The 24,820-nt window shown below is 60.8% G+C and carries 23 protein-coding genes; 8 read left to right on the top strand and 15 right to left on the bottom strand.

Annotation, left to right across the window (positions count from 1 at the left end; translation table 11 throughout):
• Positions 1-219 precede the first annotated feature (219 nt).
• The 4 genes from tcyN to NQL71_RS22755 all read right to left on the bottom strand — a co-directional run bounded on the left by tcyN (position 220) and on the right by NQL71_RS22755 (position 3,708).
• The gene (gene tcyN, locus NQL71_RS22770; RefSeq protein WP_046815351.1) at positions 220-975 is read right to left on the bottom strand and encodes an L-cystine ABC transporter ATP-binding protein TcyN; all 756 of its coding nucleotides are present in this window, start codon (positions 973-975) and stop codon (positions 220-222) included.
• Between the two features lie 4 nt (positions 976-979).
• Positions 980-1,645 carry a cystine ABC transporter permease gene (gene tcyL, locus NQL71_RS22765; RefSeq protein ID WP_008057612.1) on the bottom strand — a complete coding sequence of 222 codons (666 nt, stop codon included), beginning with the start codon at positions 1,643-1,645 and terminating at the stop codon, positions 980-982.
• Positions 1,645-2,445, bottom strand: a complete 801-nt coding sequence (gene tcyJ, locus NQL71_RS22760) for a cystine ABC transporter substrate-binding protein (protein ID WP_077186170.1) — start codon at positions 2,443-2,445, stop codon at positions 1,645-1,647. The genes tcyL and tcyJ overlap by 1 nt, the downstream gene beginning before the upstream one ends.
• A 270-nt stretch (positions 2,446-2,715) precedes the next feature.
• The gene (locus NQL71_RS22755; protein WP_274643321.1) at positions 2,716-3,708 is read right to left on the bottom strand and encodes a D-cysteine desulfhydrase; all 993 of its coding nucleotides are present in this window, start codon (positions 3,706-3,708) and stop codon (positions 2,716-2,718) included.
• A 190-nt stretch (positions 3,709-3,898) separates the two neighbouring features.
• Between NQL71_RS22755 and epsC the strand changes: the two genes are divergently transcribed.
• Positions 3,899-4,825: a serine O-acetyltransferase EpsC gene (gene epsC, locus NQL71_RS22750; RefSeq protein WP_046815348.1), complete on the top strand. Its 927-nt coding sequence runs from the start codon at positions 3,899-3,901 to the stop codon at positions 4,823-4,825.
• A 384-nt stretch (positions 4,826-5,209) separates the two neighbouring features.
• Positions 5,210-7,165, top strand: a complete 1,956-nt coding sequence (betT, locus tag NQL71_RS22745) for a choline transporter BetT (RefSeq protein WP_162837824.1) — start codon at positions 5,210-5,212, stop codon at positions 7,163-7,165.
• Positions 7,166-7,171: 6 nt separating this feature from the next.
• Here betT and NQL71_RS22740 read toward each other — a convergent pair whose 3' ends face one another.
• Complete coding sequence (locus NQL71_RS22740; RefSeq protein ID WP_046815437.1) at positions 7,172-7,432, bottom strand: hypothetical protein; 261 nt, start codon at positions 7,430-7,432, stop codon at positions 7,172-7,174.
• A 165-nt stretch (positions 7,433-7,597) separates the two neighbouring features.
• Positions 7,598-8,338, bottom strand: a complete 741-nt coding sequence (locus tag NQL71_RS22735) for an SDR family oxidoreductase (protein WP_248687198.1) — start codon at positions 8,336-8,338, stop codon at positions 7,598-7,600.
• A gap of 119 nt (positions 8,339-8,457) precedes the next feature.
• Here NQL71_RS22735 and NQL71_RS22730 point away from each other — a divergent pair, with 119 nt between their 5' ends.
• Positions 8,458-9,348: a LysR family transcriptional regulator gene (locus NQL71_RS22730; RefSeq protein ID WP_274643320.1), complete on the top strand. Its 891-nt coding sequence runs from the start codon at positions 8,458-8,460 to the stop codon at positions 9,346-9,348.
• Between the two features lie 128 nt (positions 9,349-9,476).
• Positions 9,477-10,514 (top strand): L-glyceraldehyde 3-phosphate reductase, encoded by a 1,038-nt coding sequence (mgrA, locus tag NQL71_RS22725; protein WP_046815344.1) that lies wholly within the window; start codon positions 9,477-9,479, stop codon positions 10,512-10,514.
• Positions 10,515-10,560: 46 nt separating this feature from the next.
• Here the strand turns inward: mgrA and tauD are convergent, their stop codons facing one another.
• The 7 genes from tauD to NQL71_RS22690 all read right to left on the bottom strand — a co-directional run bounded on the left by tauD (position 10,561) and on the right by NQL71_RS22690 (position 18,940).
• Positions 10,561-11,403: a taurine dioxygenase gene (gene tauD / locus NQL71_RS22720; RefSeq protein ID WP_274643319.1), complete on the bottom strand. Its 843-nt coding sequence runs from the start codon at positions 11,401-11,403 to the stop codon at positions 10,561-10,563.
• 130 nt (positions 11,404-11,533) lie between these two features.
• Positions 11,534-12,367 (bottom strand): taurine ABC transporter permease TauC, encoded by an 834-nt coding sequence (gene tauC, locus NQL71_RS22715; RefSeq protein ID WP_274643318.1) that lies wholly within the window; start codon positions 12,365-12,367, stop codon positions 11,534-11,536.
• Positions 12,364-13,158 (bottom strand): taurine ABC transporter ATP-binding subunit, encoded by a 795-nt coding sequence (gene tauB, locus NQL71_RS22710; protein ID WP_046815341.1) that lies wholly within the window; start codon positions 13,156-13,158, stop codon positions 12,364-12,366. The genes tauC and tauB overlap by 4 nt, the downstream gene beginning before the upstream one ends.
• A 16-nt stretch (positions 13,159-13,174) precedes the next feature.
• Positions 13,175-14,152, bottom strand: a complete 978-nt coding sequence (gene tauA, locus NQL71_RS22705) for a taurine ABC transporter substrate-binding protein (protein ID WP_166619011.1) — start codon at positions 14,150-14,152, stop codon at positions 13,175-13,177.
• 229 nt (positions 14,153-14,381) lie between these two features.
• Positions 14,382-15,965 (bottom strand): glutamate--cysteine ligase, encoded by a 1,584-nt coding sequence (gshA, locus tag NQL71_RS22700; protein WP_046815339.1) that lies wholly within the window; start codon positions 15,963-15,965, stop codon positions 14,382-14,384.
• Positions 15,966-16,232: 267 nt separating this feature from the next.
• Positions 16,233-16,616 carry a PaaI family thioesterase gene (locus NQL71_RS22695; protein ID WP_020795796.1) on the bottom strand — a complete coding sequence of 128 codons (384 nt, stop codon included), beginning with the start codon at positions 16,614-16,616 and terminating at the stop codon, positions 16,233-16,235.
• Complete coding sequence (locus NQL71_RS22690) at positions 16,616-18,940, bottom strand: Tex family protein (RefSeq protein WP_046815338.1); 2,325 nt, start codon at positions 18,938-18,940, stop codon at positions 16,616-16,618. Before NQL71_RS22690 ends, NQL71_RS22695 begins: the two co-directional genes overlap by 1 nt.
• 360 nt (positions 18,941-19,300) lie before the next feature.
• Between NQL71_RS22690 and ompR the strand changes: the two genes are divergently transcribed.
• Both ompR and NQL71_RS22680 read left to right on the top strand, forming a co-directional pair.
• Positions 19,301-20,041: an osmolarity response regulator transcription factor OmpR gene (gene ompR / locus NQL71_RS22685; protein WP_020795794.1), complete on the top strand. Its 741-nt coding sequence runs from the start codon at positions 19,301-19,303 to the stop codon at positions 20,039-20,041.
• Between the two features lie 115 nt (positions 20,042-20,156).
• Positions 20,157-21,470 (top strand): ATP-binding protein, encoded by a 1,314-nt coding sequence (locus NQL71_RS22680; RefSeq protein ID WP_046815337.1) that lies wholly within the window; start codon positions 20,157-20,159, stop codon positions 21,468-21,470.
• Positions 21,471-21,590: 120 nt separating this feature from the next.
• On the opposite strand, the gene rimK is transcribed toward NQL71_RS22680, so the two are convergent.
• Positions 21,591-22,496 carry a 30S ribosomal protein S6--L-glutamate ligase gene (gene rimK / locus NQL71_RS22675; RefSeq protein ID WP_007972871.1) on the bottom strand — a complete coding sequence of 302 codons (906 nt, stop codon included), beginning with the start codon at positions 22,494-22,496 and terminating at the stop codon, positions 21,591-21,593.
• Positions 22,493-22,972 (bottom strand): retropepsin-like aspartic endopeptidase RimB, encoded by a 480-nt coding sequence (gene rimB / locus NQL71_RS22670; protein WP_046815336.1) that lies wholly within the window; start codon positions 22,970-22,972, stop codon positions 22,493-22,495. Before rimB ends, rimK begins: the two co-directional genes overlap by 4 nt.
• A 215-nt stretch (positions 22,973-23,187) precedes the next feature.
• On the opposite strand from rimB, the gene NQL71_RS22665 reads away from it, so the two are divergent.
• Together NQL71_RS22665 and hslO are read left to right on the top strand one after the other, a co-directional pair.
• Positions 23,188-23,595 (top strand): RNA-binding S4 domain-containing protein, encoded by a 408-nt coding sequence (locus NQL71_RS22665; RefSeq protein WP_077186164.1) that lies wholly within the window; start codon positions 23,188-23,190, stop codon positions 23,593-23,595.
• 212 nt (positions 23,596-23,807) lie between these two features.
• On the top strand, positions 23,808-24,710 hold the full coding sequence (hslO, locus tag NQL71_RS22660; protein ID WP_046815334.1) for an Hsp33 family molecular chaperone HslO: 903 nt from the start codon (positions 23,808-23,810) through the stop codon (positions 24,708-24,710).
• Positions 24,711-24,820: the final 110 nt, after the last annotated feature.

The following is a 24,820-nucleotide window of genomic DNA, read 5'->3' as shown; positions in this document are numbered from 1 at the left end:
CTGCTCGGAGCGCCATTTTATAAGGGGTTATAGCCATTTGTCGGTTCGCGATGCGCATGCGTGCCCTGTCGGTAAACTGTTGCGCGATACATATATGTATCGAGTGCGCTGACAAGATGTGCTTGTCGTGCGCATGCATTTAATTATGTAAAGGTAAGGGGTTATACAGGGAGGGGTGGCACTTCCATCCATGGAAGTTAACCGATGTTGCGAGAGTTTTTAAGGATGGGCGTTATTCAGGAACTTGCTGAGAAACTGTTTCGTGCGCTCTTCCTTGGGGTTGGCAAACAACGCCTTCGCTTCGCCTTGTTCGACGATCACGCCCTTGTCGAAAAACACCACGCGATTGGCCACGTCGCGGGCGAAGCCCATTTCGTGGGTGACGATGACCATGGTGCGATTCTCTTCGGCAAGGCTGCGAATGGTCGCCAGCACTTCGCCCACCAGTTCCGGGTCGAGTGCCGAGGTCGGTTCGTCGAACAGGATCACTTCCGGTTCCATCGCCAGCGCGCGGGCAATGGCCACACGCTGTTGCTGGCCACCAGAAAGGCGGCGCGGGTAAGCGTCTTCCTTGCCTGCCAGGCCGACCCTGGCCAGCAGCTTTTTACCCAGGGCAACGGCGTCGGCGTGCGCGATCTTCTTGACGATGATCGGGCCTTCGATGACGTTTTCCAGGGCGGTGCGGTGGGGGAACAGGTTGAAGTTCTGAAACACGAAACCCACGTGCTGGCGCAAGCGACGCACCAGGCTCTGTTGCTGGTTCAGCGGGCGGCTGGTATCGATCTCGATGTCGCCGACCTTGATCCGGCCGCTGGTGGGTTCCTCGAGGAAGTTCAGGCAACGCAGGAAGGTGGTCTTGCCCGAGCCGCTTGGGCCGATGATCGCCACCACCTCGCCTTCCTTCACTTGCAGATCGATGCCGTTGAGCACGACTTGACCCTTGAACTGCTTTGTCAGTTTTTCCACGACAATCATGGGGTCAGGACTCCTGGTCGTGCCGGTTGACCCGTGCTTCCAACTGGTTCTGCAGGTGCGACAGCACCGTGGCCAGGACCCAGTAGATCAGCGCGGCGGCAAGGTACATGGTGAACACTTCGAAGGTACGGGCGGTAATCAGTTGCGCCTGGCGGAAGAGTTCCGGCACCTGGATGGTGGCAGCCAGAGCAGTGTCCTTGACCAGCGAAATGAAGCTGTTGCCCAGCGGTGGCAATGCCGTGCGCATGGCTTGCGGCAGGATGGCCCGGCGCAGGGTTTGCGCACGGGTCATGCCGATACTGGCAGCCGCCTCCCATTGGCCGCGCTCGATGGAACTGATCGCCGAACGCAGGATTTCACAGGCGTAGGCGGCCATGTTCAGCGAGAAGCCAATCAGGGCCGCCGGCAGCGGGTCGAGTTCCATGCCCAATTGCGGCAGGCCGTAATAGATCACGAACAGTTGCACCAGCAACGGCGTGCCGCGAAAGAACGACACGTAGATGCGGGCGATCCAGCTCACCAGCTTGAAGCGCGACAGGCGCATCAGTGCCAGGCCGAAGCCCATCACCAGGCCGAAGAACATCCCGCCCAGGCTCAAGATGACCGTGTAGTAGGCTCCCTTGAGCAGGAAGGGCAGGGAGTCCAGTGCGAGTTGAAAAGCTTCTTCCATTATTGAGTGACGTCAGCGCTGAAGTATTTTTCCGAAAGCTTTTTCAGCGTGCCGTCGGCGCGCAGCTTGTCGATGGCCTTGTTCACGGCTGCCAGCAGTTCAGGCTCGCCTTTGCGCAGGGCGATGCCGGCTTCCTGGCGGGAGAACGCTTCACCGGCGGCGGTGGTGTCTTTGGCTTTCTTGGCATATTCCAATGCGGCCAGACGGTCGATCAGGATGGCGTCGATACGGCCGACACGCAGGTCCTGGAACTTGGTCGGATCATCTTCGTAGGTGCGCACGTCAGCGGTCGGCACGTTGGCTTTGACCCACTGCTCGTAGTTGGTACCCAGGCCGACGCCGACTTTCTTGCCACCCAGGTCGGCAGCGGACTTGATGTTCAGCTCGGCGGCTTTCTTGGTCAGTACCAGTGCCTGAATCCCGGAAACGGTGTAGGGCTCGGAGAAGTCATACTTCTTCTTGCGCTCTTCGGAGATGGTCACCTGGTTGATCACGGCGTCCAGACGCTTGGATTCCAGGGCTGCGAGGATGCCGTCCCATTTGGTCGGTTGCAGCTTGACCTTCACACCCAGCTCTTTGGCCAGGGCTTCGGAGAATTCGACTTCGAAGCCGGTCAGTTTGCCGTCGGCGTCGACGAAACTGAACGGCGGGTAGGTGCCTTCCAGGCCGACGTTGATCACGCCTTTGTCCTTGATTTGTTGCAGTTGCTCACCGGCCACTGCCTGGCCAATCAAGCCGGCGCTGAGTGCAAGGCCCAGCGAACCCACCAGCAGATTTCGACGTAGTGCGGAAAAATTCATGACAAGCCCCTGTGTTTTCTTATGGAAGACGCTTAAGGAAAGTTGGCAAATTCGGGATTCGGACGACTGCGATATCCTGCCCTAAAGCAGCCTATGCGTCTCGTCGCAAATTCGCCTGCGGCGTGACTATATGATGGTGCTTTTAGATTAGAAAATAATAAATTCTATTTTTATTATTTCTTAATTGCATATGTGATTGATAGACCGCTTTCGCTGGCAAGCCAGCTCCTACAGGAGCTGGCGCAGGTTGCGATCTTTTGATCCTGGCCCTTACAAGAAGCTCGTGTAGGCAAACAACGCCGGCGCCCCACCGGTGTGCAGGAAGATGATCGGCCCCTTATCGAAACGCGAACGTCCGATCCCGTCCAGCAACCCCGCCATGGCCTTGCCAGTGTAGACCGGGTCCAGCAACAGGCCTTCCTGGCCGGCCAACAGTTTCACCGCTGCCAGCGTGCCGGCGTTGGGCTCGCCATAGCGCGGAGCGAAGTACTCGTCCCACAACTCGACCTTGAAGCTCTCCGGTAATGTCACCCCCAGCAACTCGGCGGTACGCTCGGCCAGGCCCTGGACTTTTGGCCGCTGATCTTCATCACTGCGCGAAACCGTGACGCCAATGACTGGCAGTTCCGGCAATGCTTCGCTCAACGCCAGTGCCAGGCCGCTGTGGGTTCCGGCGCTGCCCGAGGCGAGGACGACGGCGGCGAAATTCAGCCCGGTGTCCTTGATCTGCTCGGCCAGTTCCAGCCCGGCTCGTACATAACCCAGGGCGCCCAGCGCATTCGAGCCACCGATCGGCACCAGGTACGGCTTCTTGCCGTTGCTGCGCAGGCGGGCGGCCAGGGAGTGCAATTGCTCGTCGGCGTTATCCAGGTTCTCGACCAGTTCAACCTTGGCATCGAACAGGTCCAGCAACAGCCGATTGCCGTTGCCGACATAGTTGGCGTCGTCGGTGCCCAGCGGGTTTTCCAGCAGGGCCACGCAGCCAAGACCCAGCTTGGCCGCGATGGCAGCAGTCTGGCGTACATGGTTGGACTGCAGCGCCCCGGCCGTGATCAATGTGTCGGCGCCCTGGGCCAGGGCATCGGCCGCCAGGTATTCGAGTTTGCGCAGCTTGTTGCCGCCCATCGCCAACGGGGTCAGGTCATCGCGTTTGATGTAGACGTCGCGCCCGAGCCAGGCCGACAGGCGATCGAGTTTTTCCAGGGCGGTGGGCTGACTGAGCAGGTCGAGACGGTTAAAGCGGGCAAGCTGTTGTTTGATCATGGGTCCGTACTGGCGGTGAAAGGTCTCTGGACTATAGGCACGCCACTTTGTCGGGGCAACCGCCAATCGCTTATAGCCGATTGTAATTACGACAGCACAATTGGTTCTTAATTTTGCTTGCAAGCCTTGCCGTAAAGTAATCGCCGTCAGTGCGGCCAGACAGTCCGGCCGCCCGTGAGGAGTTTTTACCGTGAGTGAGCGTTCCAGCCATTGGCAATTGCAAACCATCGTCAGCCAGCTACGCACGGCACGTGAACAGTGGCGTGCACAGAACGGCCGCGCCAGCGGTGAGCAGGGTGGTCGCGAGTTGCCCTCACGGGCGGCCATGGCGGACATTCTCGAGGCACTCTGCGGTGCGCTGTTTCCGATGCGCCTGGGGCCGGTGGACTTGCGCGAAGAGAGTGAGGATTTCTACGTCGGCCACACCCTCGATGTGGCGTTGAATGCGTTGCTGGCCCAGGCACGCCTTGAATTGCGCTACGCCGCTCGCCACAGCGCCCAGGCCGACACTGAGGTCGAGGCGAAAACCATTCAGATCATCCAGGACTTCGCCCTTGCGTTGCCGGGGCTGCGCAGCCTGTTGGACACCGATGTCCTGGCGGCCTATCACGGTGATCCGGCGGCACGCAGCGTCGATGAAGTGCTGCTGTGCTATCCCGGCATCCTGGCGGTGATTCACCATCGCCTGGCCCACCATTTATATCGCGCAGGGCTGCCGTTGCTGGCGCGGATAAGCGCAGAAATCGCCCATTCGGCTACCGGCATCGACATTCACCCGGGCGCGCAGATCGGCCGCAGCTTCTTCATCGACCACGGGACCGGTGTGGTAATCGGCGAGACCGCGATCATCGGCGAGCGGGTGCGGATTTATCAGGCGGTGACCCTGGGGGCCAAGCGTTTTCCAGCGGATGAAGACGGCCAGTTGCAGAAGGGCCAGGCGCGGCATCCGATCGTCGAGGACGACGTGGTGATTTACGCCGGGGCGACGATTCTGGGGCGGATCACCATTGGCAAGGGCTCGACCATTGGCGGAAATGTCTGGCTGACCCGCAGCGTGCCAGCGGGCAGTAACCTGACCCAGGCCAACCTGCAGCTGGACGATGGGGCGCAGAAGTAAGCCCCAGTACACCTGATCGTTCCCACGCTCCGCGTGGGAATGCCTCAAGGGACGCTCCGCGTTCCCGCCGCACCGCCACCTCCAATTTGATACCGCTGTGACGCAGAGCGTCACGGGCTGCACTCCCACGCAGAGCATGGGAGCGATCGCGTCATGCCCTTCCTTGAGCTAGCGTAGGAAAGCGACCGTCGAGCCCTGGAATTAGTCCTTAGCACCCTATTCATGTTTAACTTGAACGTTCATTCAAGTTAAACCGGTGGTTCGCTGCCCGCTCACAACAGGAGGCTTGCCTTTGCTGAGTCCGATTTCTACAGCCACGATCGACCCCTTCGAGGTGCACCTGCAATGAGTGCATCGTCCATTCCCCCAAGCGGCCTGGTCCGCATGAATCCGCCGGTGTTCTACTTCGCGGCGACTTTCATTCTGTTGTTCGGCGTCGTGGTCATTGCCATGCCCGAACAGGCCGGCGCCTGGTTGCTGGCGGCGCAAAACTGGGCGGCCAACACGGTTGGCTGGTACTACATGCTGGCGATGACCTTGTATCTGGTCTTCGTGGTGGTCACCGCGTTATCGGGCTACGGCAAGATCAAACTCGGTGCCGACCACGACGAGCCCGAATTCAGTTATCTGTCCTGGGCCGGCATGTTGTTCGCCGCCGGGATCAGCATCACGCTGTTTTTCTTCTGCGTGTCCGAGCCCCTGACCCATATGCTGCAACCGCCCCAGGGCGAGGCCGGCACGGCGGATGCGGCGCGCCAAGGGATGCAGATCCTGTTCCTGCACTGGGGCCTGCATGGCTGGGGCGTGTTCGCCTTTGTCGGCATGGCGCTGGCCTACTTCGCCTACCGGCATAACCTGCCGCTGGCCCTGCGCTCGGCGCTGTACCCGCTGATCGGTAAACGCATCAACGGCCCCATTGGTTACGCGGTAGACGGCTTCGGCATCATCGCCACTGTGTTCGGTCTGGGGGCCGACATGGGTTTTGGCGTGTTGCACCTCAACTCGGGCCTGGATTACCTGTTCGGCATTGCCCACACCCAGTGGATTCAGGTCGGCCTGATCACGCTGATGATGGGGGCGGCGATCATCGTCGCGGTGTCCGGCGTCGACAAGGGCGTGCGGGTGATGTCCGACATCAACATGCTGCTGGCCTGCGCGCTGCTGCTGTTCGTGTTGTTCGCCGGGCCCACGCAGCACCTGCTCAATACCCTTATCCAGAACGTTGGCGACTACCTCGGCGCCTTGCCGATGAAGAGTTTCGACCTGTACGCCTACGACAAACCCAGTGACTGGCTGGGTGGCTGGACGGTGTTCTACTGGGCCTGGTGGATCGCGTGGTCGCCATTCGTGGGCCTGTTCATTGCGCGGATTTCCCGTGGCCGGACCATCCGCGAGTTCGTCTTCGGCGTGCTCCTGATTCCGTTGGGCTTCACCCTGGCGTGGATGTCGATCTTCGGCAACAGCGCCATCGACCAGGTGCTCAACCACGGCATGACGGCGCTGGGCATGTCGGCCATCGACAACCCGTCGATGACCCTCTACCTGCTGCTGGAAACCTACCCCTGGAGCAAGACCGTGATCGCGGTCACGGTGTTCATCAGCTTCGTGTTCTTCGTCACCTCCGCCGACTCCGGCACCGTGGTGTTGTCGACGCTGTCCGCCAAGGGTGGCAACCCCGACGAAGACGGGCCGAAATGGCTGCGGGTGTTCTGGGGCGCGATGACTGCACTGGTGACCAGCGCGCTGCTGTTTTCCGGCAGCATCGATGCCTTGAAGTCAGCCGTGGTCCTGACTTCGCTGCCGTTCTCGCTGATTTTGCTGTTGATGATGTGGGGGCTGCATAAAGCGTTTTATCTGGAGTCGCAGAAGCAGATTGCGCAGATGCATTCCCTGGCACCGGTGTCCGGCTCGCGGCGCGGTGGCTGGCGTCAGCGCTTGAGCCAGGCGGTGCATTTCCCGTCGCGGGATGAGGTGTATCGCTTCCTCGATTCGACAGTGCGCCCCGCCATCGAAGAGGTGTCTGCGGTGTTTATCGAAAAGGGCTTGAACGTCGTGACTCATCCGGAACCGGTCAATGACAGCGTCAGCCTGGAAATCGGCCATGGGGACGAACACCCGTTCATCTACCAGGTACAGATGCGCGGCTACTTTACGCCGTCGTTTGCCCGGGGTGGCATGGGCTCCAAGGAGCTTAACAACCGTCGCTATTACCGGGCCGAAGTGCATTTGAGCGAGGGCAGTCAGAACTACGATCTGGTGGGCTACACCAAGGAACAGATCATCAACGACATCCTCGATCAGTACGAACGGCACATGCAGTTCTTGCACCTTGTGCGTTGAGCGGGCCTAGGCCTCGGTGCTCAACACCATGAACAACACCAGCGCCGCCACCGGGATACCGAACACGGCGCTGCCAACCACCAGTTCCGTGCCCAACGGCTGGCCGGCATGCACCATGCCCACCGCACCATTGATCAGCGTCAGGGCCAGCCAGAGCACGATGAAACTGTAGGCGAGGACCTGGCGGGGGAAGCCGATCTTTTCGCCGATGTACAGCATCAGGGTAAGCAGGATCAGGCCGAAAGCGATGATGATGGTGGTGTGCATGGTGTGTTTTGCCTGCCGGATGTGTATTGACTGGTCGGCCGCCTTCGCGAGCAAGCCCGCTCCCACAGGTTATCTCCTTTGAACACTCATCTTGTGAGCAACCGGGATCGATGTGGGAGCGGGCTTGCTCGCGAATAGGTCACCTCGGTACAGGTTTGAGCATAGTTAAACCAATCCGCCATTCACCCGCAAAATCTGCCCATTGACCCAAGCCGATTCCGGCCCGACCAGAAAAGATACCACCCGGGCAATATCTTCTGGTTGCCCAAGACGCTCCAGCGGCGCCATCTTCGCGAAGTTCTGGATCTGCTCTTCGCTCTTGCCGTGCAGGAACAAATCGGTCGCCACCGGCCCAGGCGCCACGGCATTGACCGTGATATCGCGCCCGCGCATTTCCTTGGCAAACACCTGGGTCAAGGATTCCACCGCCGCCTTGCTGGCAATGTACACCGCATAACCCGGCAGGTTCAGGCCGACGGTACTGCTGGAGAAGTTGATGATCCGCCCGCCGTTGTTCAGGCGCGTGGCGGCTTCGCGCAGGGTGTTGAAGGTACCGCGGGCATGGATGTTGAAATTCTGCTCGAACAATTCATCGCTGTGTTGCGCCAGCGGCATGACCTTGAGGATGCCGGCGTTGTTCACCAGCACGTCGACCTTGCCCAGTTGTGTCTCGGTCTCATCGAACATCCGGCGCACGTCGTCGGCACTGGCCACGTCCGCCTTGATCGCTATGGCTTGACGGCCAGCCTGACGTAACTCCACCACCAGTCTTGAGGCTTCGCTGGCACTGTTGGCGTAGTTGATGGCGACGGCGAAACCTTCGCTGGCCAGTTGCCTGGCAATGACCGCGCCGATGCCGCGGGAGGCGCCGGTCACGAGGGCAACCCGGGAAGTTTGAGTGGTCATGGCGATGTTCCTGTCGATGGGGTGTGGGGCCAATCTCACATGTTTACTCTGGCCGATAAATGCACGAGAGTTGCCTTGACTGTTCAATAATCGCCAACAATCGAGCGAAGGAGCCCAGGGTGGATCAAGTCAAAGCCATGAAGGTGTTCGTGCGCATCTACGAGCGCAGCAGCTTCACCCAGGCGGCGGATGACCTGAACCTGCCGCGCGCAACGCTGACCCATACGCTGAATCAGTTCGAAGCCTGGCTCGGTACCCGATTGCTCGAGCGCAGCACACGCAAGGTGCGTCCTACGCTGGATGGCGAGGCGTACTACCAGCGCTGTGTGCAATTGCTCGCAGAGTTGGAAGAAGCGGAATTGGCGTTTCGCAGCGTGGCGCCCAAAGGTCGGCTGCGCGTCGACTTGCACGGCACCTTGGGCAAACATTTCGTGATCCCGGCCTTACCGCAATTCATGGTGCGCTACCCGGACATGGAACTGTCCATCAGCGAGGCCGACCGCCACGTTGATCTGATCAGCGAAGGCGTCGATTGCGTGCTGCGCGCCGGTACCCTTGGCGATTCCACGCTGATTGGCAAACGCGTCGCCAACCTGCGCCAGATCACCTGCGCCAGCCCGGCCTACCTGCGTCAACACGGCGAACCGACAAACCTCGACGACCTGAAAAACCACCGTGCGGTGAACTACGTCTCGCGCACCACCGCCAAGTTGTTCCCGTTCCAGTTCATGGTCGGGGGTGAACTCAGGGAGGTCGCCATCGAGGGCGCCGTTTCGGTATTCGGCGCGCAAATCTATGCCGCCTCGGCGATTGCCGGACTGGGCCTGATCCAGTGCCCGCACTACCGCATGGAGGCGCAGATCGCCCAGGGCCTGGTCAAGGAAATCCTCACCGACACACCGCCGCCACCCATGCCGGTTTCAGTGCTGTATCCGCACAACCGACACATGTCGCCACGGGTTCGGGTGTTTGTGGATTGGTTGGGGGAGGTGTTTGCGGGGACGCAGTGACAGTGGATCGTTTGTGAAACGTTTCAGCAATTGCTCGAGTCTGTGGTTTTTTGGCGAGTGTCTGGGCGTATGCTGGGCGACTGGCGAAGCAGTCGAGACCAGATTCAAGACAGACAAGAGAGGATTCGATGACCTACACCGCTGCCGAAAACCGCTATGACTCCATCCCTTACCGCCGCGTGGGTCGCAGCGGTCTGGTACTGCCGGCATTGTCCCTGGGCCTGTGGCACAACTTCGGCGACAGCACACCGATAGACATACAGCGTGCATTGTTGCGAACGGCGTTCGATTTGGGGATCAACCATTTCGACCTGGCCAACAACTACGGCCCGCCGTACGGCAGTGCCGAGATCAATTTCGGTCGTTTGCTGCGTGAAGACTTCAAGCAGTACCGCGACGAGTTGATCATTTCCAGCAAGGCCGGTTGGGACATGTGGCCTGGCCCGTACGGTCAGGGCGGCGGATCGCGCAAGTACGTGCTTGCCAGCCTCGACCAGAGCCTGCAGCGCTTGGGGCTGGACTATGTGGATATTTTCTATTCCCATCGTTTCGACCCGGACACCCCGCTCGAGGAAACTGCCAGCGCATTGGCAACGGCGGTGCAACAGGGCAAGGCCTTGTACATCGGCATCTCGTCTTACTCCGGGGTGAAAACCCGGGAAATGGCGGCGCTGCTCAAAGAGTGGAAAGTACCGCTGCTGATTCATCAACCGGCTTACAACCTGCTTAACCGCTGGGTGGAAAAAGACCTGTTGGACACCACCGACGAACTCGGCACCGGCGTCATTGCGTTCACGCCGCTTGCCCAGGGTCTGCTGACGGACAAGTACCTCAACGGCGTGCCGGCGGATGCGCGGGTCAATCGTCCGGGCGGCGGTTCATTGCAGGCCTCGCACTTGTCCGAAGCCAACATCGCCCACGTGCGTGCCCTCAACGAGATCGCCAGGCGTCGTGGTCAGAGCCTGGCGCAACTGGCACTGGCCTGGACCCTGCGTGACCCACGGGTGACTTCGGCACTGATTGGTGCGAGCCGGCCGGAGCAGATCATCGAGAACGTCGGGGCGTTGAAGAACTTGAGCTTCAGTGCTGAGGAGCTGGCGGAGATTGATCGGTTTGCCCAAGAGGGTGGGATCAATCTTTGGGAGAAACCTTCGACGGCTGAGTAAGCGTTCAGGCGTGATCGTTCCCACGCAGAGCATGGGAACGATCGGATCAGCGGAAGAACGGCACATCCCCCAACACCGTCGCCCGCTGCATCACTCGCCGCGCCGGGCGGTAGTCATCCACCGCGTAATGTTGGGTTACGCGGTTGTCCCAGAACGCGATGTCGTCTTGCTGCCAGCGCCAGCGAATGGTGAATTCCGGCCGGCTCGCATGGGCGAACAGGAACTTCAGGATCGCCTCGCTCTCGGTGTCCGACAGCTCGTTGATCTTCGAGGTGAAGCCTTCGTTGACGAACAGCGAGCGACGCCCGCTCAGCGGATGCGTGCGAATCACCGGGTGTGAAAGCGGTGGATTCTTGCGCCGGGCTTGCTCCCATTGGGCCAGCGCTTCAGGCGAGTTGCCATAGCGCTCCAGAGGAAACGAGCGGGTGAAGTCGTGGGTGGCCGTCAGCCCTTCGAGCAGGCTTTTCAGCGGTGCCGACAAGGCTTCGTACGCCGCAATTCCACTGGCCCACAGAGTATCGCCGCCAAACTCGGGCAGCAGCTTGGCACTGAGTACCGCGCCCATGGCCGGGGTCGGCAGGAAGGTCACGTCGGTGTGCCAGATCGCGTTGTCGCGCACGTCAGTGACGGCGGTGTCGAGGATCAGCACTTCCGGTTGTTCCGGTACGTTCGGGTAGATCGGGTGAATGTGCAGGTCGCCGAAGTTGGCGGCGAATCGCGCCTGCTGCTGCGGCGTGATCGGCTGGTCGCGGAAGAACAGCACCTGATGCTTGAGCAGCGCCTGCTCGATGGCGTCGCGTTGTTCCAGGTTCAGTGGCTGGCTGACGTCGACGCCGCTGATTTGCGCGCCGAGGGCCGAGCTGAGGGGGACGATGGTCAGGTTGCTCATGGTGGTTCTCTTCAATTCGGGCGGTCGAGCTGTTTGTGGGAGCGGGCTTGCTCGCGAATGCAGCCTGTCAGGCAATGAAAAGTGACTGTCACACCGCTTTCGCGAGCAAGCCCGCTCGCACATTTGAAAATCAGTGAGCCTGGCCGTGCCATGGCACCAGTTTGCGTTGCAGGGCGCGCAGGCCCATTTCCATGGCGAAAGCGATCAGCGCAATCACCAGAATCCCCAGCACCACCACATCGGTGACCAGGAACTGCGCAGCCGACTGCACCATGAAGCCCAAGCCGCTGGTGGCGGCGATCAGTTCGGCGGCCACCAGTGTCGACCAACCGACACCAAGGCCAATGCGCACGCCCGTCAAGATATCCGGCAAGGCGCTTGGCAGAATCACATGGCGGATCAACTGCGCGCGGGTCGCACCCAGTGACTGCGCGGCGCGCAACTTGGCCGGGTCGACGGTTCGCACACCGGTCGCTGTAGCGATGGCGATCGGCGCGAAAATGGCCAGGTAGATCAACAGCACCTTCGACAACTCACCGATGCCGCACCAGATCACTATCAGCGGCAGGTAGGCCAGCGGTGGAATAGGGCGGTAGAACTCGATCAGCGGATCAAGCACGCCACGGGCAATACGGTTGGCGCCGATGGCAATGCCCACCGGCACGGCGGTCAGTACTGCGAAGCCGAGGCCCAGGCCGATGCGGCTCAGGCTCGCGCCCAAGTGCTGCCACAAGGTTGAATCCATGTAGCCGCTGGTGACCAGCAGCCACCCCTTTTGCAGCACGTCGGACGGTGGCGGCAGAAACAGCGGCTCGATCGTTCCCGTGGCGGTGACGGCCCACCAAATAACCACGAGCGCGACCAGCGTCAGCACGCTGATCCAGCGAGTGCTCAAACTGCGACGCTGCGGAGTGATCGCGGAACCTGGCTTGACTGCCGCGGCGGGAATTTCGTAGCTGCTCATGCGCGCTCCTGCCGCTGGGCGGCGCTGCGTTGGGAGAACACTTTGGCGAGCACGTGTTCGCGGGTTTCGATAAAACGCGGATCGGACTTGATCGACCGTGCCGACTCACCTGCGGCGTAGCGCTGGCCGAAATCCAACTGCAGACGTTCGACGATCTGCCCGGGATCGGGTGCCAGTAGAATCAGGTCCGTGGCAAGGAACACCGCTTCTTCAATGTCGTGGGTAATCAGGAACACCGGCTTGGCGGTGCGCCGCCAGACTTGCAGCAGCAGCTCCTGCATCTGTTCGCGGGTGAAGGCGTCGAGGGCGCCGAAGGGTTCGTCCATCAGCAATACGCGAGGGTCGGCAGCAAGCGCACGGGCCAGGCCGACACGTTGCTTCTGGCCACCCGAAAGTTGCCAGATGCGGCGACTTTCAAAGCCGGATAGATCCACCAGCGCCAGCATTTCCCTGGCGCGGACTTCGCGTTTGTCCCGGGCGATGCCGGCCAGTTCCAGGCCGAAGCCGACGTTGGCCAGCACGTCCTGCCAAGGCAGCAGGGCGTCATCCTGAAACACCACGCCGCGTTCGGCGCTTGGGCCTTTGACCGGCACACCGTCAAGGGTGATGCGCCCGGCGCTGGGCTCGACGAAACCGGCAATCAGGTTCAACAGCGAAGTCTTGCCACTGCCGGACGGGCCGAGGGCCACCAGCAACTGCCGGGGGCCGAGGGTCAGGGAAATATCCGCCAGCACAGGTGCAGGGCTGCCGGGGTACTGTGCGCTGATGCGCTCCAGCTGTAGCAAAGCCATCGTCATTAACTCCCGATCAATCCGTGATGAACTTGGCGCTGACGTACGGCGCGTAGTCCGGCAGCACAGCGTCGACCTTGCCTTGTTCCTTGAGGAACGTGGCGGTGTCGGTGATGGCCTTGGTGGTCGGCGCGCCCAGCGTAATCACTTGATCAGCCGCGAGCGGGTAGACGTTGCCTTGCAGCAGCAGCGGAATGTCACTGGCCTTGGCGCCAGACAGTTTCACCAGCTTGTCGACGTTGCCTTGATTGGCCAGCCAGGCCTGTGGGTCTTTGCGGTAATCGGCGTAGGCATCCAGGGTGACCTTGGCGAACGCGGTGACGATTTCCGGGTGCTTCTCGGCGAAGTCCTTGCGCACGATCCAGGCATCGAAGGTCGGCGCGCCGAACTTGGCCAGTTCGCCGGAGGTGATCAACACCTTGCCGTTTTCCTTGGCCACACCCAGGGCAGGGTCCCACACGTAGGTGGCGTCAATGTCACCGCGTTTCCACGCGGCAATGATCGCGGGCGGAGCGAGGTTGAGCACGGTGACTTTCGATGGGTCGATGTTCCAGTGCTTCAGCGCGGCCAGCAGGCTGTAGTGACCGGTGGACACGAACGGCACGGCGATTTTCTTGCCGATCAGGTCCTGCGGGGTCTTGATCCCGGAACCGTCGCGCGCCACCAGGGCTTCGGCGGCGCCGATCTGGGTAGCGATCAGGAAGGTTTCCACCGGTACTTTGCGGGTGATAGCGGCTGTCAGCGGGCTGGAACCGAGGTAGCCGATCTGCACGTCACCCGAGGCGATGGCAGCGATGATGTCGGCACCGTTATCGAATTTGCGCCAGTCGATGTTGGCCTTGGTGGCTTTTTCATACGCACCGTCGGCCTGGGCGACTTTTGCCGGGTCTACGGTGGTCTGGTAAGCGACTGTCACGTCGGCCGCCTGGGCGAACAGACTCGCCGCAGCCAGGGAGGCGGCCGCCAGCAAGCGAAGTGGGAAATTCAGTTTCATCGAAAAGCTCCTTGTCAGGCGACCGAGAGTCGGCGTGAAAAGGAGACTAAATGATATAAGAAATCTAAAATAAATAACTTTTTAGAATGAGCTTATGAGCGGAAAATTCTAAGAGCATCTTTGTAGGAGCTGGCTTGCCGGCGAACCAGGCGGCGCGGTGTGACGGTTGCACCGCCTTCGCTGCCGCGACCCTACAAGTCAGCTCCTACTGGTTTTGCGTGATCTTTGTTTAATTACTGATCGCCAGGATGCTCGCCTGGTAGGACCCAACAAACACATCGAAATCACCGACCTCGTTCTGCTCCAGCTCCGCTTGCTGAGCCAGCGACGAGCGCGCCAGTTCCTCAAACCTGGCCTGTTCCTCGGCTGGCAACGGCTCGCTACGGAAAAACTCGGCGTGGGCACGGCTCTGGCGCAGGGAGAATTGCGCAAAGCTTTCCTTGTGCTCGGCCATTGCCGCCAGTACCTGGGCCGATGGCGTCAGGGCAGGGTTCTGGACCTTGGCCATCTGCGCGTCCAGCGCTTTGCTGTGGGCATCGCCGCCATGGCTCTGATCCAGCAGCGCGGCCAGCGGGGCAATGCTTTCCAGCAATTGGCCAGCCCACTCTTTCAGGTCGACCGATTGCCCGTCGCGTTGCAATTGCAGGCCTGGGCGACGACCTTCCTTGACCACGCTGAGGAAGTTGGAGGTCGCATTGCCGCAGCTGGTGTTGGTCAAGAGCGGGCTGTCGTTCAGCGCGCAGTACAGCAGGAATGCGTCGAGGAAGCGCGATTCGGTGAGGTCGATGCCCATCGGCAGGAACGGGTTGATGTCCAGGCAGCGCACTTCGACGTACTGGATGCCGCGGGCCATCAACGCCTGGATCGGCCGTTCGCCGGTGTAGGTCACGCGTTTCGGGCGGATGTTGGAGTAGTACTCGTTTTCGATCTGCAGGATGTTGGTGTTGAGCTGGACCCACTCGCCATCCTGGTGGGTGCCGACTTCGACATAGGGCGCGTAGGGTGTCGCCACCGCTTTACGCAGGCTGTCGGTGTAGCTGTTCAGGTCGTTGTAGCACGGCGTCAGGCCGGCCTGGGCGTTGCTCTGGTAACCCAGGTCACTCATGCGCAGGCTGGTGGCGTACGGCAAGTACAGGGTGTCCGGATCCAGCTGTTCCAACTGGTGGGAACGACCGCGCAGGAACCCGGCGTCCAGTGCCGGCGAGGCACCGAACAGATACATCAGCAGCCAGCTGTAGCGGCGGAAGTTACGGATCAGCGCGATGTAGGACGACGACTGATAGTCGCGATCGGTGCCGACAAAACCTTCGGCCTGCTTGAGCAGCGGCCAGAGTTTCTCCGGCAGGGAAAAATTGTAGTGAATACCGGCGATGCACTGCATGGTCTTGCCGTAGCGCAGGGCCAGACCCTTGCGGTAGACGTACTTGAGCTGACCGATATTGGACGTGCCGTAGTAGGCGATCGGGATATCTTCCTCGGCCGGCAACGGACACGGCATCGAGGGGCTCCACAGGTACTCGTTGCCGAGCTTGCTGTAGGCAAAACGGTGAATGCTGTCCAGGCTCGCCAGCGTATCGGCCGGGTCGGGCAGGGCAGGAGTGATGAACTCCAGCAGCGACTCGGAATAGTCGGTGGTGATCTGTTCGTTGGTCAGCGCGGAACCCAATTCTTCCGGGTGCGGCGTTTGCGCCAGGCGACCTTCATCGGTCACGCGCAGGCATTCACGTTCGATGCCGTGAAGGCACTGTTCGAGCAGAGAGAGGTTAGCGCGCTCGCCGAGCAGAGCCAGGCGGCGGTTGAGAAGTTCGCTCAAGTTGGATTCCTTCACGCGTCAGTCGCCCCAATATGGGGGTGGGCAAGACGGTCTACAAGGGTGAAGTTAAAACTGGCGTTTTCGCCTGGTTTTCCTGCCGCACTGAATCGGTCAATCACTGATTGCAGTAACCCCCTGTGGGAGCGAGCCTGCTCGCGAAGAGGGTGGATCAGTCAGCATTGTCGCCGACTGACACACCGCCTTCGCGAGCAGGCTCGCTCCCACAGAGGGCTATTGCTGAAATTAACTCAAAATGATGACCGGTAGCTACAGGACAGCGAACGTGCCTTGTGCTTTAGCGACGAGTTTGTCGCCTTGCATCACATCGGCTTCGACCACCAGCGTGCGCCGACCCGGGTGGATCACCCGGGCCGTGCACATCACTTCACCGTCAGCGACGGCGCGAATGTAGTTGATCTTGCACTCGATGGTCGCGCTCTGCTGGTCAAAGCCGTGGGTGCTGGAACAGGCCAGTCCCATGGCAATGTCCACCAGGCTGAACAAGGCCCCGCCGTGCAGCTTGTTGGCACGATTGCGCAGTTGTGGCTCAAGGGCCAGGGCGACTTGCGCCACCCCGGTTTCCAGGCTGTGCAAACGGCAGCCCAGCAACTTGAAAAATGCGCTTTCGGTGTACCCGGCAGGGATGTCCATCAGCGTTTCTTCAGCTGTTTGGCGTTGGCGAACAGCGACGCCATGGCGTTGTTGCTCGGCGCTGCGGCCGTGGTTTCCTTACGCGGTGCGGTGTTCTGGGACTGGCGGGGCGCCGATCCCGGACGCGCACCACGAGCACCGTCGATTTTCTCGCCCGGGGTGTCGCTCATGCGCATCGACAAGCCTACGCGCTTACGCGGGATGTCGACTTCCATGACTTTCACCTTGACCACGTCGCCGGCCTTGACCGCTTCCCGTGGATCCTTGATGAACTTCTCCGAAAGTGCGGAGATGTGCACCAAACCGTCCTGATGCACGCCGATATCGACGAAAGCACCGAAGTTGGTCACGTTGGTTACCACGCCTTCGAGAATCATGCCCAGCTGCAGATCCTTGAGGTCTTCGACGCCTTCCTGGAACTCGGCGGTCTTGAACTCGGGACGCGGGTCGCGGCCAGGCTTTTCAAGCTCTTGCAGGATGTCGGTGACCGTTGGCAGGCCGAAGGTTTCGTCGGTGTATTTTTTCGGGTCCAGACGCTTGAGGAACGCGGCATCGCCGATCAGCGAGCGGATGTCACGGTCGGTTTCGGCAGCGATGCGCTGAACCAGCGGATAGGCTTCCGGGTGAACCGCCGACGAGTCCAACGGGTTTTCGCCGTTCATGACACGCAGGAAACCAGCGGCCTGTTCGAAGGTTTTCTCGCCCAGACGCGCGACTTTCTTCAGCGCAGCGCGGGTCTTGAATGCGCCGTGCTCATCGCGGTGGCTGACGATGTTTTGTGCCAGGGTCGCGTTGAGACCGGAGATCCGCGCCAGCAGCGCCACGGAGGCGGTGTTGACGTCGACGCCCACGGCGTTCACGCAGTCTTCGACCACGGCATCCAGGCCTCGCGCCAGTTTCAGCTGCGACACGTCGTGCTGGTACTGGCCCACACCGATGGATTTCGGATCGATCTTCACCAGCTCGGCCAGCGGGTCTTGCAGGCGACGGGCAATCGACACCGCGCCACGGATCGACACATCCAGATCCGGGAATTCCTTGGAGGCCAGTTCCGACGCCGAGTACACCGAAGCGCCGGCTTCGGAGACCATGACTTTGGTCATCTTCATGGCTGGGTATTTTTTGATCAGTTCGGCGGCCAGCTTGTCGGTTTCCCGGCTGGCGGTGCCGTTGCCGATGGCGATGAGGTCCACGGAGTGCTTGGCGCACAGGGCGGCAAGAATCGCGATGGTCTGATCCCACTTGTTGTGCGGCACGTGCGGGTAAACCGTGGCGTGATCGAGCAGCTTGCCGGTGGAGTCGACCACCGCCACCTTGCAGCCGGTACGCAGGCCCGGGTCCAGGCCCAGGGTCGCGCGTGGGCCGGCTGGCGCCGACAGCAGCAAGTCGTGCAGGTTGTGGGCGAATACGTTGATCGCCTCGGTTTCCGCGCCATCGCGCAGTTCGCCCAGCAGGTCGGTTTCCAGGTGGGTGTAGAGCTTGACCTTCCAGGTCCAGCGCACCACTTCGCCCAGCCATTTATCGGCGGCGCGGTTCTGGTTCTGGATGCCGAACTGCTGGCCGATCATGCCTTCGCACGGGTGCATGGTGCCCGGCAGTTCGTCGCCGACTTTCAGCGCGGAACTGAGGATGCCTTCGTTGCGGCCTCGGAAAATCGCCAGGGCGCGGTGCGACGGCATGCTCTTGAGTGGTTCGTCGTGTTCGAAGTAGTCGCGGAACTTGGCGCCTTCCTCTTCCTTGCCGGCGATCACGCGGGCACTGAGGGTGGCTTCCTGCTTCAGGTAGCTGCGCAGCTTGTCCAGCAGGCCCGCGTCTTCGGCGAAGCGTTCCATGAGGATGTACTTGGCGCCTTCGAGGGCGGCCTTCACATCGGCCACGCCTTTTTCGGCGTCGATGAAGCGCGCGGCTTCGGTTTCCGGGCTCAGGGTCGGGTCGTTGAACAGGCCATCGGCCAACTCGCCGAGCCCGGCTTCCAGGGCGATCTGGCCCTTGGTGCGGCGCTTCTGCTTGTAAGGGAGGTACAGGTCTTCGAGGCGGGTCTTGGTGTCGGCGAGCTTGATGTCGCGCTCGAGTTGCGGGGTCAGCTTGCCTTGCTCCTGGATGCTGGCAAGGATGCTGATGCGCCGTTCGTCGAGTTCTCGCAGGTAGCGCAGACGCTCTTCCAGATGACGCAGCTGGGTGTCATCGAGGCTGCCGGTCACTTCTTTCCGGTAACGGGCGATGAAGGGCACTGTGGAGCCTTCATCGAGTAGCGCGACGGCCGCTTCGACCTGTTGTGGGCGTACGCCGAGTTCCTCGGCGATGCGGCTGTTGATGCTGTCCATATAACCACCTGACAAATTGTGAAAGCAGGCTCGCAGGCGCACAGATAAAGGCCCGGCGAGTCTGGTTGAGCGGCCTGGCCTGCGCCGCTACCTGGATCAAAGGTATCCCGTTGACCCGTGAAATCGAACAATTACTGCCGGCGCCATGAAAATAAAAAGCAGCTACCCGGCGTAACGATCAGACGTTGCCTGACACAAAAGGCCGCGCATTATAACCAGCGTTCTGCCATTCGGGGGCATCGCGGGGCAACGGCCCAAGGGCCGGTTTCCTGGCGATAAAGGAAAAATCTGCTAACAATGCACACGGTGCGTATAACGGCAGCTACGCCATAATGCGCGCCGAGATCAAAGGAGCATCCAATGAGCAGCACTGCAAACATTGCTGAAGGCGAGAAAATTCTGATTGTTGACGACGATCCGGGCCTCAGCAGCCTGCTGGAACGTTTTTTCGTCAGCAAGGGCTACCGTGCCCGCGCCGTACCGAACACCGAACAAATGGATCGCCTGCTGGCGCGTGAAGTGTTCAACCTGGTTGTCCTCGACCTGATGCTGCCCGGCGAAGACGGTCTGACCGCCTGCCGCCGCCTGCGCGGCGCTAACAATCAAATCCCGATCATCATGCTGACCGCCAAGGGCGATGAGCTGAGCCGGATCAAGGGCCTGGAACTGGGCGCCGACGATTACCTGGCCAAGCCGTTCAACCCGGACGAGCTGATGGCACGGGTCAAGGCGGTCCTGCGCCGTCAGTCGGCTCCGGTGCCGGGCGCGCCGGGCAGCGAAGACGAAAGCGTGACCTTCGGTGACTACGAGCTGTCCCTGGCCACCCGCGAACTCAAGCGTGGCGAAGAAGTGCACATGCTCACCACCGGCGAGTTCGCGGTGCTCAAGGCGTTGGTGATGAATGCCCGCCAGCCGTTGACCCGCGACAAGCTGATGAACCTGGCCCGTGGTCGTGAGTGGGATGCCCTGGAGCGCTCCATCGACGTGCAGATTTCCCGCCTGCGCCGGATGATCGAACCCGATCCATCCAAGCCGCGCTACATCCAGACCGTCTGGGGCGTGGGCTACGTGTTCGTTCCGGATGGCGCCGCCACCAAGTGATCGACGATTTGTAGGCGCGGGTTTGTGCGGGCAATGGCAAGATGTCCTTGCCCGCAGACTCACGACCGGCAATGTGCGAGCATCGCTCGCTCCTGCACGTGTTTAACGGTTACCCATGAAAACCCCGGTTTGGTTCCCCCAGAGTTTCTTCTCCCGCACCCTTTGGCTGGTGCTGATCGTTGTCCTGTTTTCCAAGGCGCTGACCCTGGTTTATCTGTTGATGAACGAAGACGTGCTGGTGGACCGGCAGTACAGCCATGGCGTCGCCCTGACGCTGCGCGCCTACTGGGCGGCCGATGAAGAAAATCGCGAAAAAATCGCCGATGCCGTGCCCCTTATTCGCGTGGTAGGCGCCGGTGTGCCGGAAGGCGAACAACACTGGCCCTACAGCGAGATTTATCAGCGACAGATGCAGGCCGAACTGGGTGCCGACACTGAGGTGCGCTTACGAATGCATGCGCCTCCGGCCTTGTGGGTTCGAGCTCCCAGCCTGGGGGACGCCTGGCTGAAAGTCCCGCTCTATCCGCATCCGCTTCGCGGCCAGAAAATATGGAACGTGCTCGGCTGGTTTCTTGCCATCGGCTTGCTGTCCACTGCCGCAGCATGGATCTTCGTCAGCCAGCTCAACCAGCCTCTGAAGCGATTGGTGTATGCCGCTCGGCAACTCGGCCAGGGCCGCAGCGTGCGTCTGCCAATCAGTGATACACCGAGTGAAATGACCGAGGTCTATCGCGCCTTCAACCAGATGGCCGAAGACGTCGAGCAGGCCGGGCGTGAGCGGGAATTGATGTTGGCCGGGGTGTCCCATGACCTGCGCACACCGTTGACCCGGTTGCGCCTGTCTCTTGAGCTGATGGGCGATCGCACTGACCTGACAGACGACATGGTTCGCGATATCGAAGACATGGATGCGATTCTCGATCAGTTCCTGGCGTTCATTCGCGATGGTCGTGACGAGTCGGTGGAGGAAGTGGACCTGAGTGATCTCGTCCGGGAAGTCGCTGCGCCCTACAACCAGACCGAAGAAAAAGTGCGCTTGCGCCTTGAGCCGATTCAACCATTCCCGTTGCGTCGGGTGTCGATGAAGCGGCTGTTGAATAACCTGATTGGCAACGCCTTGCATCATGCGGGCAGTGGGGTCGAGGTGGCGGCATATGTGTCCGGCGATACCAGTGCGCCTTATGTCGTCCTGAGTGTCATGGACCGTGGCGCGGGGATAGATCCTTCGGAGCTGGAAGCGATTTTCAACCCGTTCACCCGGGGCGACCGCGCCCGGGGCGGCAAGGGCACCGGTTTGGGTTTGGCAATCGTGAAGCGAATTGCCTCGATGCATGGCGGCAACGTTGAGTTGCGCAACCGGTCTGGCGGTGGGCTGGAAGCGCGGGTGCGCTTGCCGTTGGGGCTGATGTTGCCGCGGGATGCTGTTTAACCCGAGCATTCCCGCGCTCTGCGTGGGAATGCAGCCCGGGACGCTCCGCGTCCCTTTCAGAGTCGAATGCGGAGCGTCCGTTGAGGCGTTCCCACGCGCAGCGTGGGAGCGATCGGTGCGTTAACCCTTGCCTTTGGTCCGGGTCATGTTCGGCCCGCCATTCTTCTCAAGATGCTCGATGATGATCCCTGCCACGTTCTTGCCGGTGGTGGTCTCGATCCCTTCCAGGCCTGGCGACGAGTTCACCTCCATCACCAGTGGCCCGTGGTTGGAACGCAGGATATCCACCCCTGCCACGGCCAGGCCCATGACCTTCGCGGCGCGCAAGGCCGTCATGCGTTCTTCAGGGGTGATCTTGATCAGGCTGGCGCTGCCACCGCGATGCAGGTTGGAGCGAAACTCCCCGGGTTTGGCCTGGCGCTTCATGGCAGCAATGACCTTGTCGCCCACCACGAAGCAGCGAATGTCGGCGCCACCAGCCTCCTTGATGTACTCCTGAACCATGATGTTCTGCTTGAGGCCCATGAATGCCTCGATCACCGACTCCGCCGCCGTGGCGGTTTCGCACAGCACCACGCCGATGCCCTGGGTGCCTTCCAGCACCTTGATCACCAGGGGGGCGCCGTTGACCATTTCGATCAGGTCGGGAATATCGTCCGGCGAGTGGGCAAAACCGGTGACTGGCAAACCGATGCCCCGGCGTGACAGCAACTGCAGCGAGCGCAGCTTGTCCCGCGAGCGAGCAATGGCCACCGATTCGTTGAGCGGAAAAACCCCCATCATTTCGAACTGGCGCAACACCGCGCAGCCATAAAAGGTAACCGATGCACCGATCCGCGGGATCACCGCATCGAAGCCTTCCAGCGGCTTGCCGCGATAGTGGATCTGCGGCTTGTGACTGGCAATGTTCATGTAGGCGCGCAGGGTATCGACCACCACCATTTCATGGCCGCGTTCGGTACCGGCTTCGACCAGGCGGCGGGTGGAATACAGACGCGGGTTCCGCGACAGCACAGCGATCTTCATGCAACACCTGTGGAGGAGGTAGATACCGGGAACACCGGCTTGTCTTGTACATATTTGATTCCCGGATTGACGACCAACTGGCCATCAATCAGGGCTTTGGAGCCAAGCAACAGGCGATAACGCATGGACTTGCGGCAGGCGAGCGTGAACTCGACCCGCCAGACCCGGTCGCCGAGGGCCAGGGTGGTGCTGATTACGTATCGCACCTGCGCATGACCGTTGGAGCTTTTAATGGTTTTTCTTGTTACCAGCGGTGCTTCGCAGCGGCGGTGACGCAACTGCACCACCGTGCCCAGGTGCGCGGTAAAACGCACCCACTGCTCGCCGTCACGCTCGAACGTCTCGATGTCGGTGGCATGCAGGCTGGAGGTGCTGGCGCCGGTGTCGATTTTTGCCCGAAGGCCCGCGACTCCCAAATCCGGGAGCGCCACCCACTCGCGCAGACCGACAACGGTCAAATGGTCAAATGTCTTCAAATTTGCTCAACCGGTAGAAACCGCTCAGGCCGCAAGCGGCCGAATTCGCGGTATTCACGCAGAATAATGGTTAAAAGGCGACAGATATCTACGGCCCGGATTTCCAGCCCCGCGAGGAGGTTCTGGAATGTCTGCATTGTAATCCGAGACGGCGTAATTCTTGGTACGAGGAAACGGTAGTACAGTTCATCAATATTTCAGGATGAGGAAATTCCATGGCACAAAAAAACGATGAGGATGACAAAGTCCGGCTGGATAAATGGCTGTGGGCAGCGCGGTTCTATAAAACCCGCGCCCTGGCCAAGGCGGCGATCGAAAGCGGCAAGGTGCACTGCCGGGGCGAGCGCTGCAAACCGGGCAAGGAGCCGCGCATTGGCGATGAATTCGTGATCCGCACCGGTTTCGAGGAGCGCACGGTGGTGGTCCAGGCGCTGTCGATCGTGCGCCGAGGTGCTCCGGAAGCACAGACCCTGTATGCCGAAACCGAAGCCAGCATCGCCAAGCGCGAAAATGCCGCGGCCGAGCGCAAGGCAGGTGCCTTGGGTGTGAGTACCGATGGCAAGCCGAGCAAGAAGCAGCGGCGCGATCTGTTCAAGTTTCGCGGCAGCAGCAACGAGCAATAGAGCGGGGGCCACCGATCGCACTAATCAGGCCAGGACTTGTAATTTCGCCCGTGCGTAGCCATATGAGGTAATTGGCTTGCCGCTCATGTGCCATTCGTCGTAAAGCGCGCACCGCCACCGGCCTCTAAGCCACAACCAGGCAGCCATACGCTATAGCCAAGGCGTAACCTCGTTCTGTAAACACTTTTGTCACCTATTCAGATACCAGACTTATGACCGACTTACCGGATAACGACTTCACCCAACGCTTCATCTTCGATGACAGCGACACCCGTGGCGAGATGGTTTCGCTGGAACTCAGCTACGCTGAAGTCCTGGCCAAACACGCCTATCCGGAGCCGGTTGCGCAACTGCTCGGCGAACTGATGGCGGCTGCGGCGTTGCTGGTCGGCACCTTGAAGTTCGATGGCCTGCTGATTCTTCAGGCCCGTTCCGAAGGCCCGATTCCGCTGCTGATGATCGAGTGCTCCAGCGAGCGCGATATCCGTGGCCTGGCCCGTTACGAGGCCGACCGGATCGCCCCCGACGCCACCCTGGCCGACTTGATGCCGGATGGCTCGCTGACGTTGACCATCGACCCGAAACAGGGCCAGCGCTATCAGGGCGTCGTCGATCTGGACGGCGAAACCTTGTCCGACTGCTTCACCAATTACTTCGTCATGTCGCAGCAGATCGGTACTCGCATCAAGCTCTGCGCCGATGGCCGCCGCGCCCGTGGCCTGTTGCTGCAGCAACTGCCTGCCGATCGCCTGAAAGATGAAGAAGAACGCGCCGCCAGCTGGCAGCACCTCACTGCGCTGGCCACCACCCTGACGGCCGATGAACTGCTGGGCCTGGACAACGAAACCGTGCTCCATCGTCTTTACCACGAAGAGCAGGTTCGTCTGTTCGACGTGCAGAAACTGCGCTTCCGTTGCAGTTGCTCGCGCGAACGTTCGGCCAATGCGCTGGTCAGTCTGGGTATGGAAGACGCGCAAAATCTGGTGGTCGAACACGGTGGCAAAATCGAGATCGATTGCCAGTTCTGCAACCAGCAGTACCTGTTCGACGTCGCCGATGTCACCCAATTGTTCGCCGGAGCGGGTGTCGAGACGCCGTCAGATACCCGGCACTAAAACGGTTCAGCGCAGGTAAATTCACTGGAAAGTGGCGTAATAGCGCCGTTACGACGGGAGGGCCCTACTTTTTTTGGGCTTTTCTGGCATAATCCGGCCCACTTTTTTCG

Source organism: Pseudomonas serbica (assembly GCF_028823535.1).
In the GTDB taxonomy this organism is placed as follows: domain Bacteria; phylum Pseudomonadota; class Gammaproteobacteria; order Pseudomonadales; family Pseudomonadaceae; genus Aquipseudomonas; species Aquipseudomonas serbica.
The sequence above is the reverse complement of the archived record's forward strand: the minus strand, read 5'-3'. Positions and strand labels throughout refer to the sequence as shown.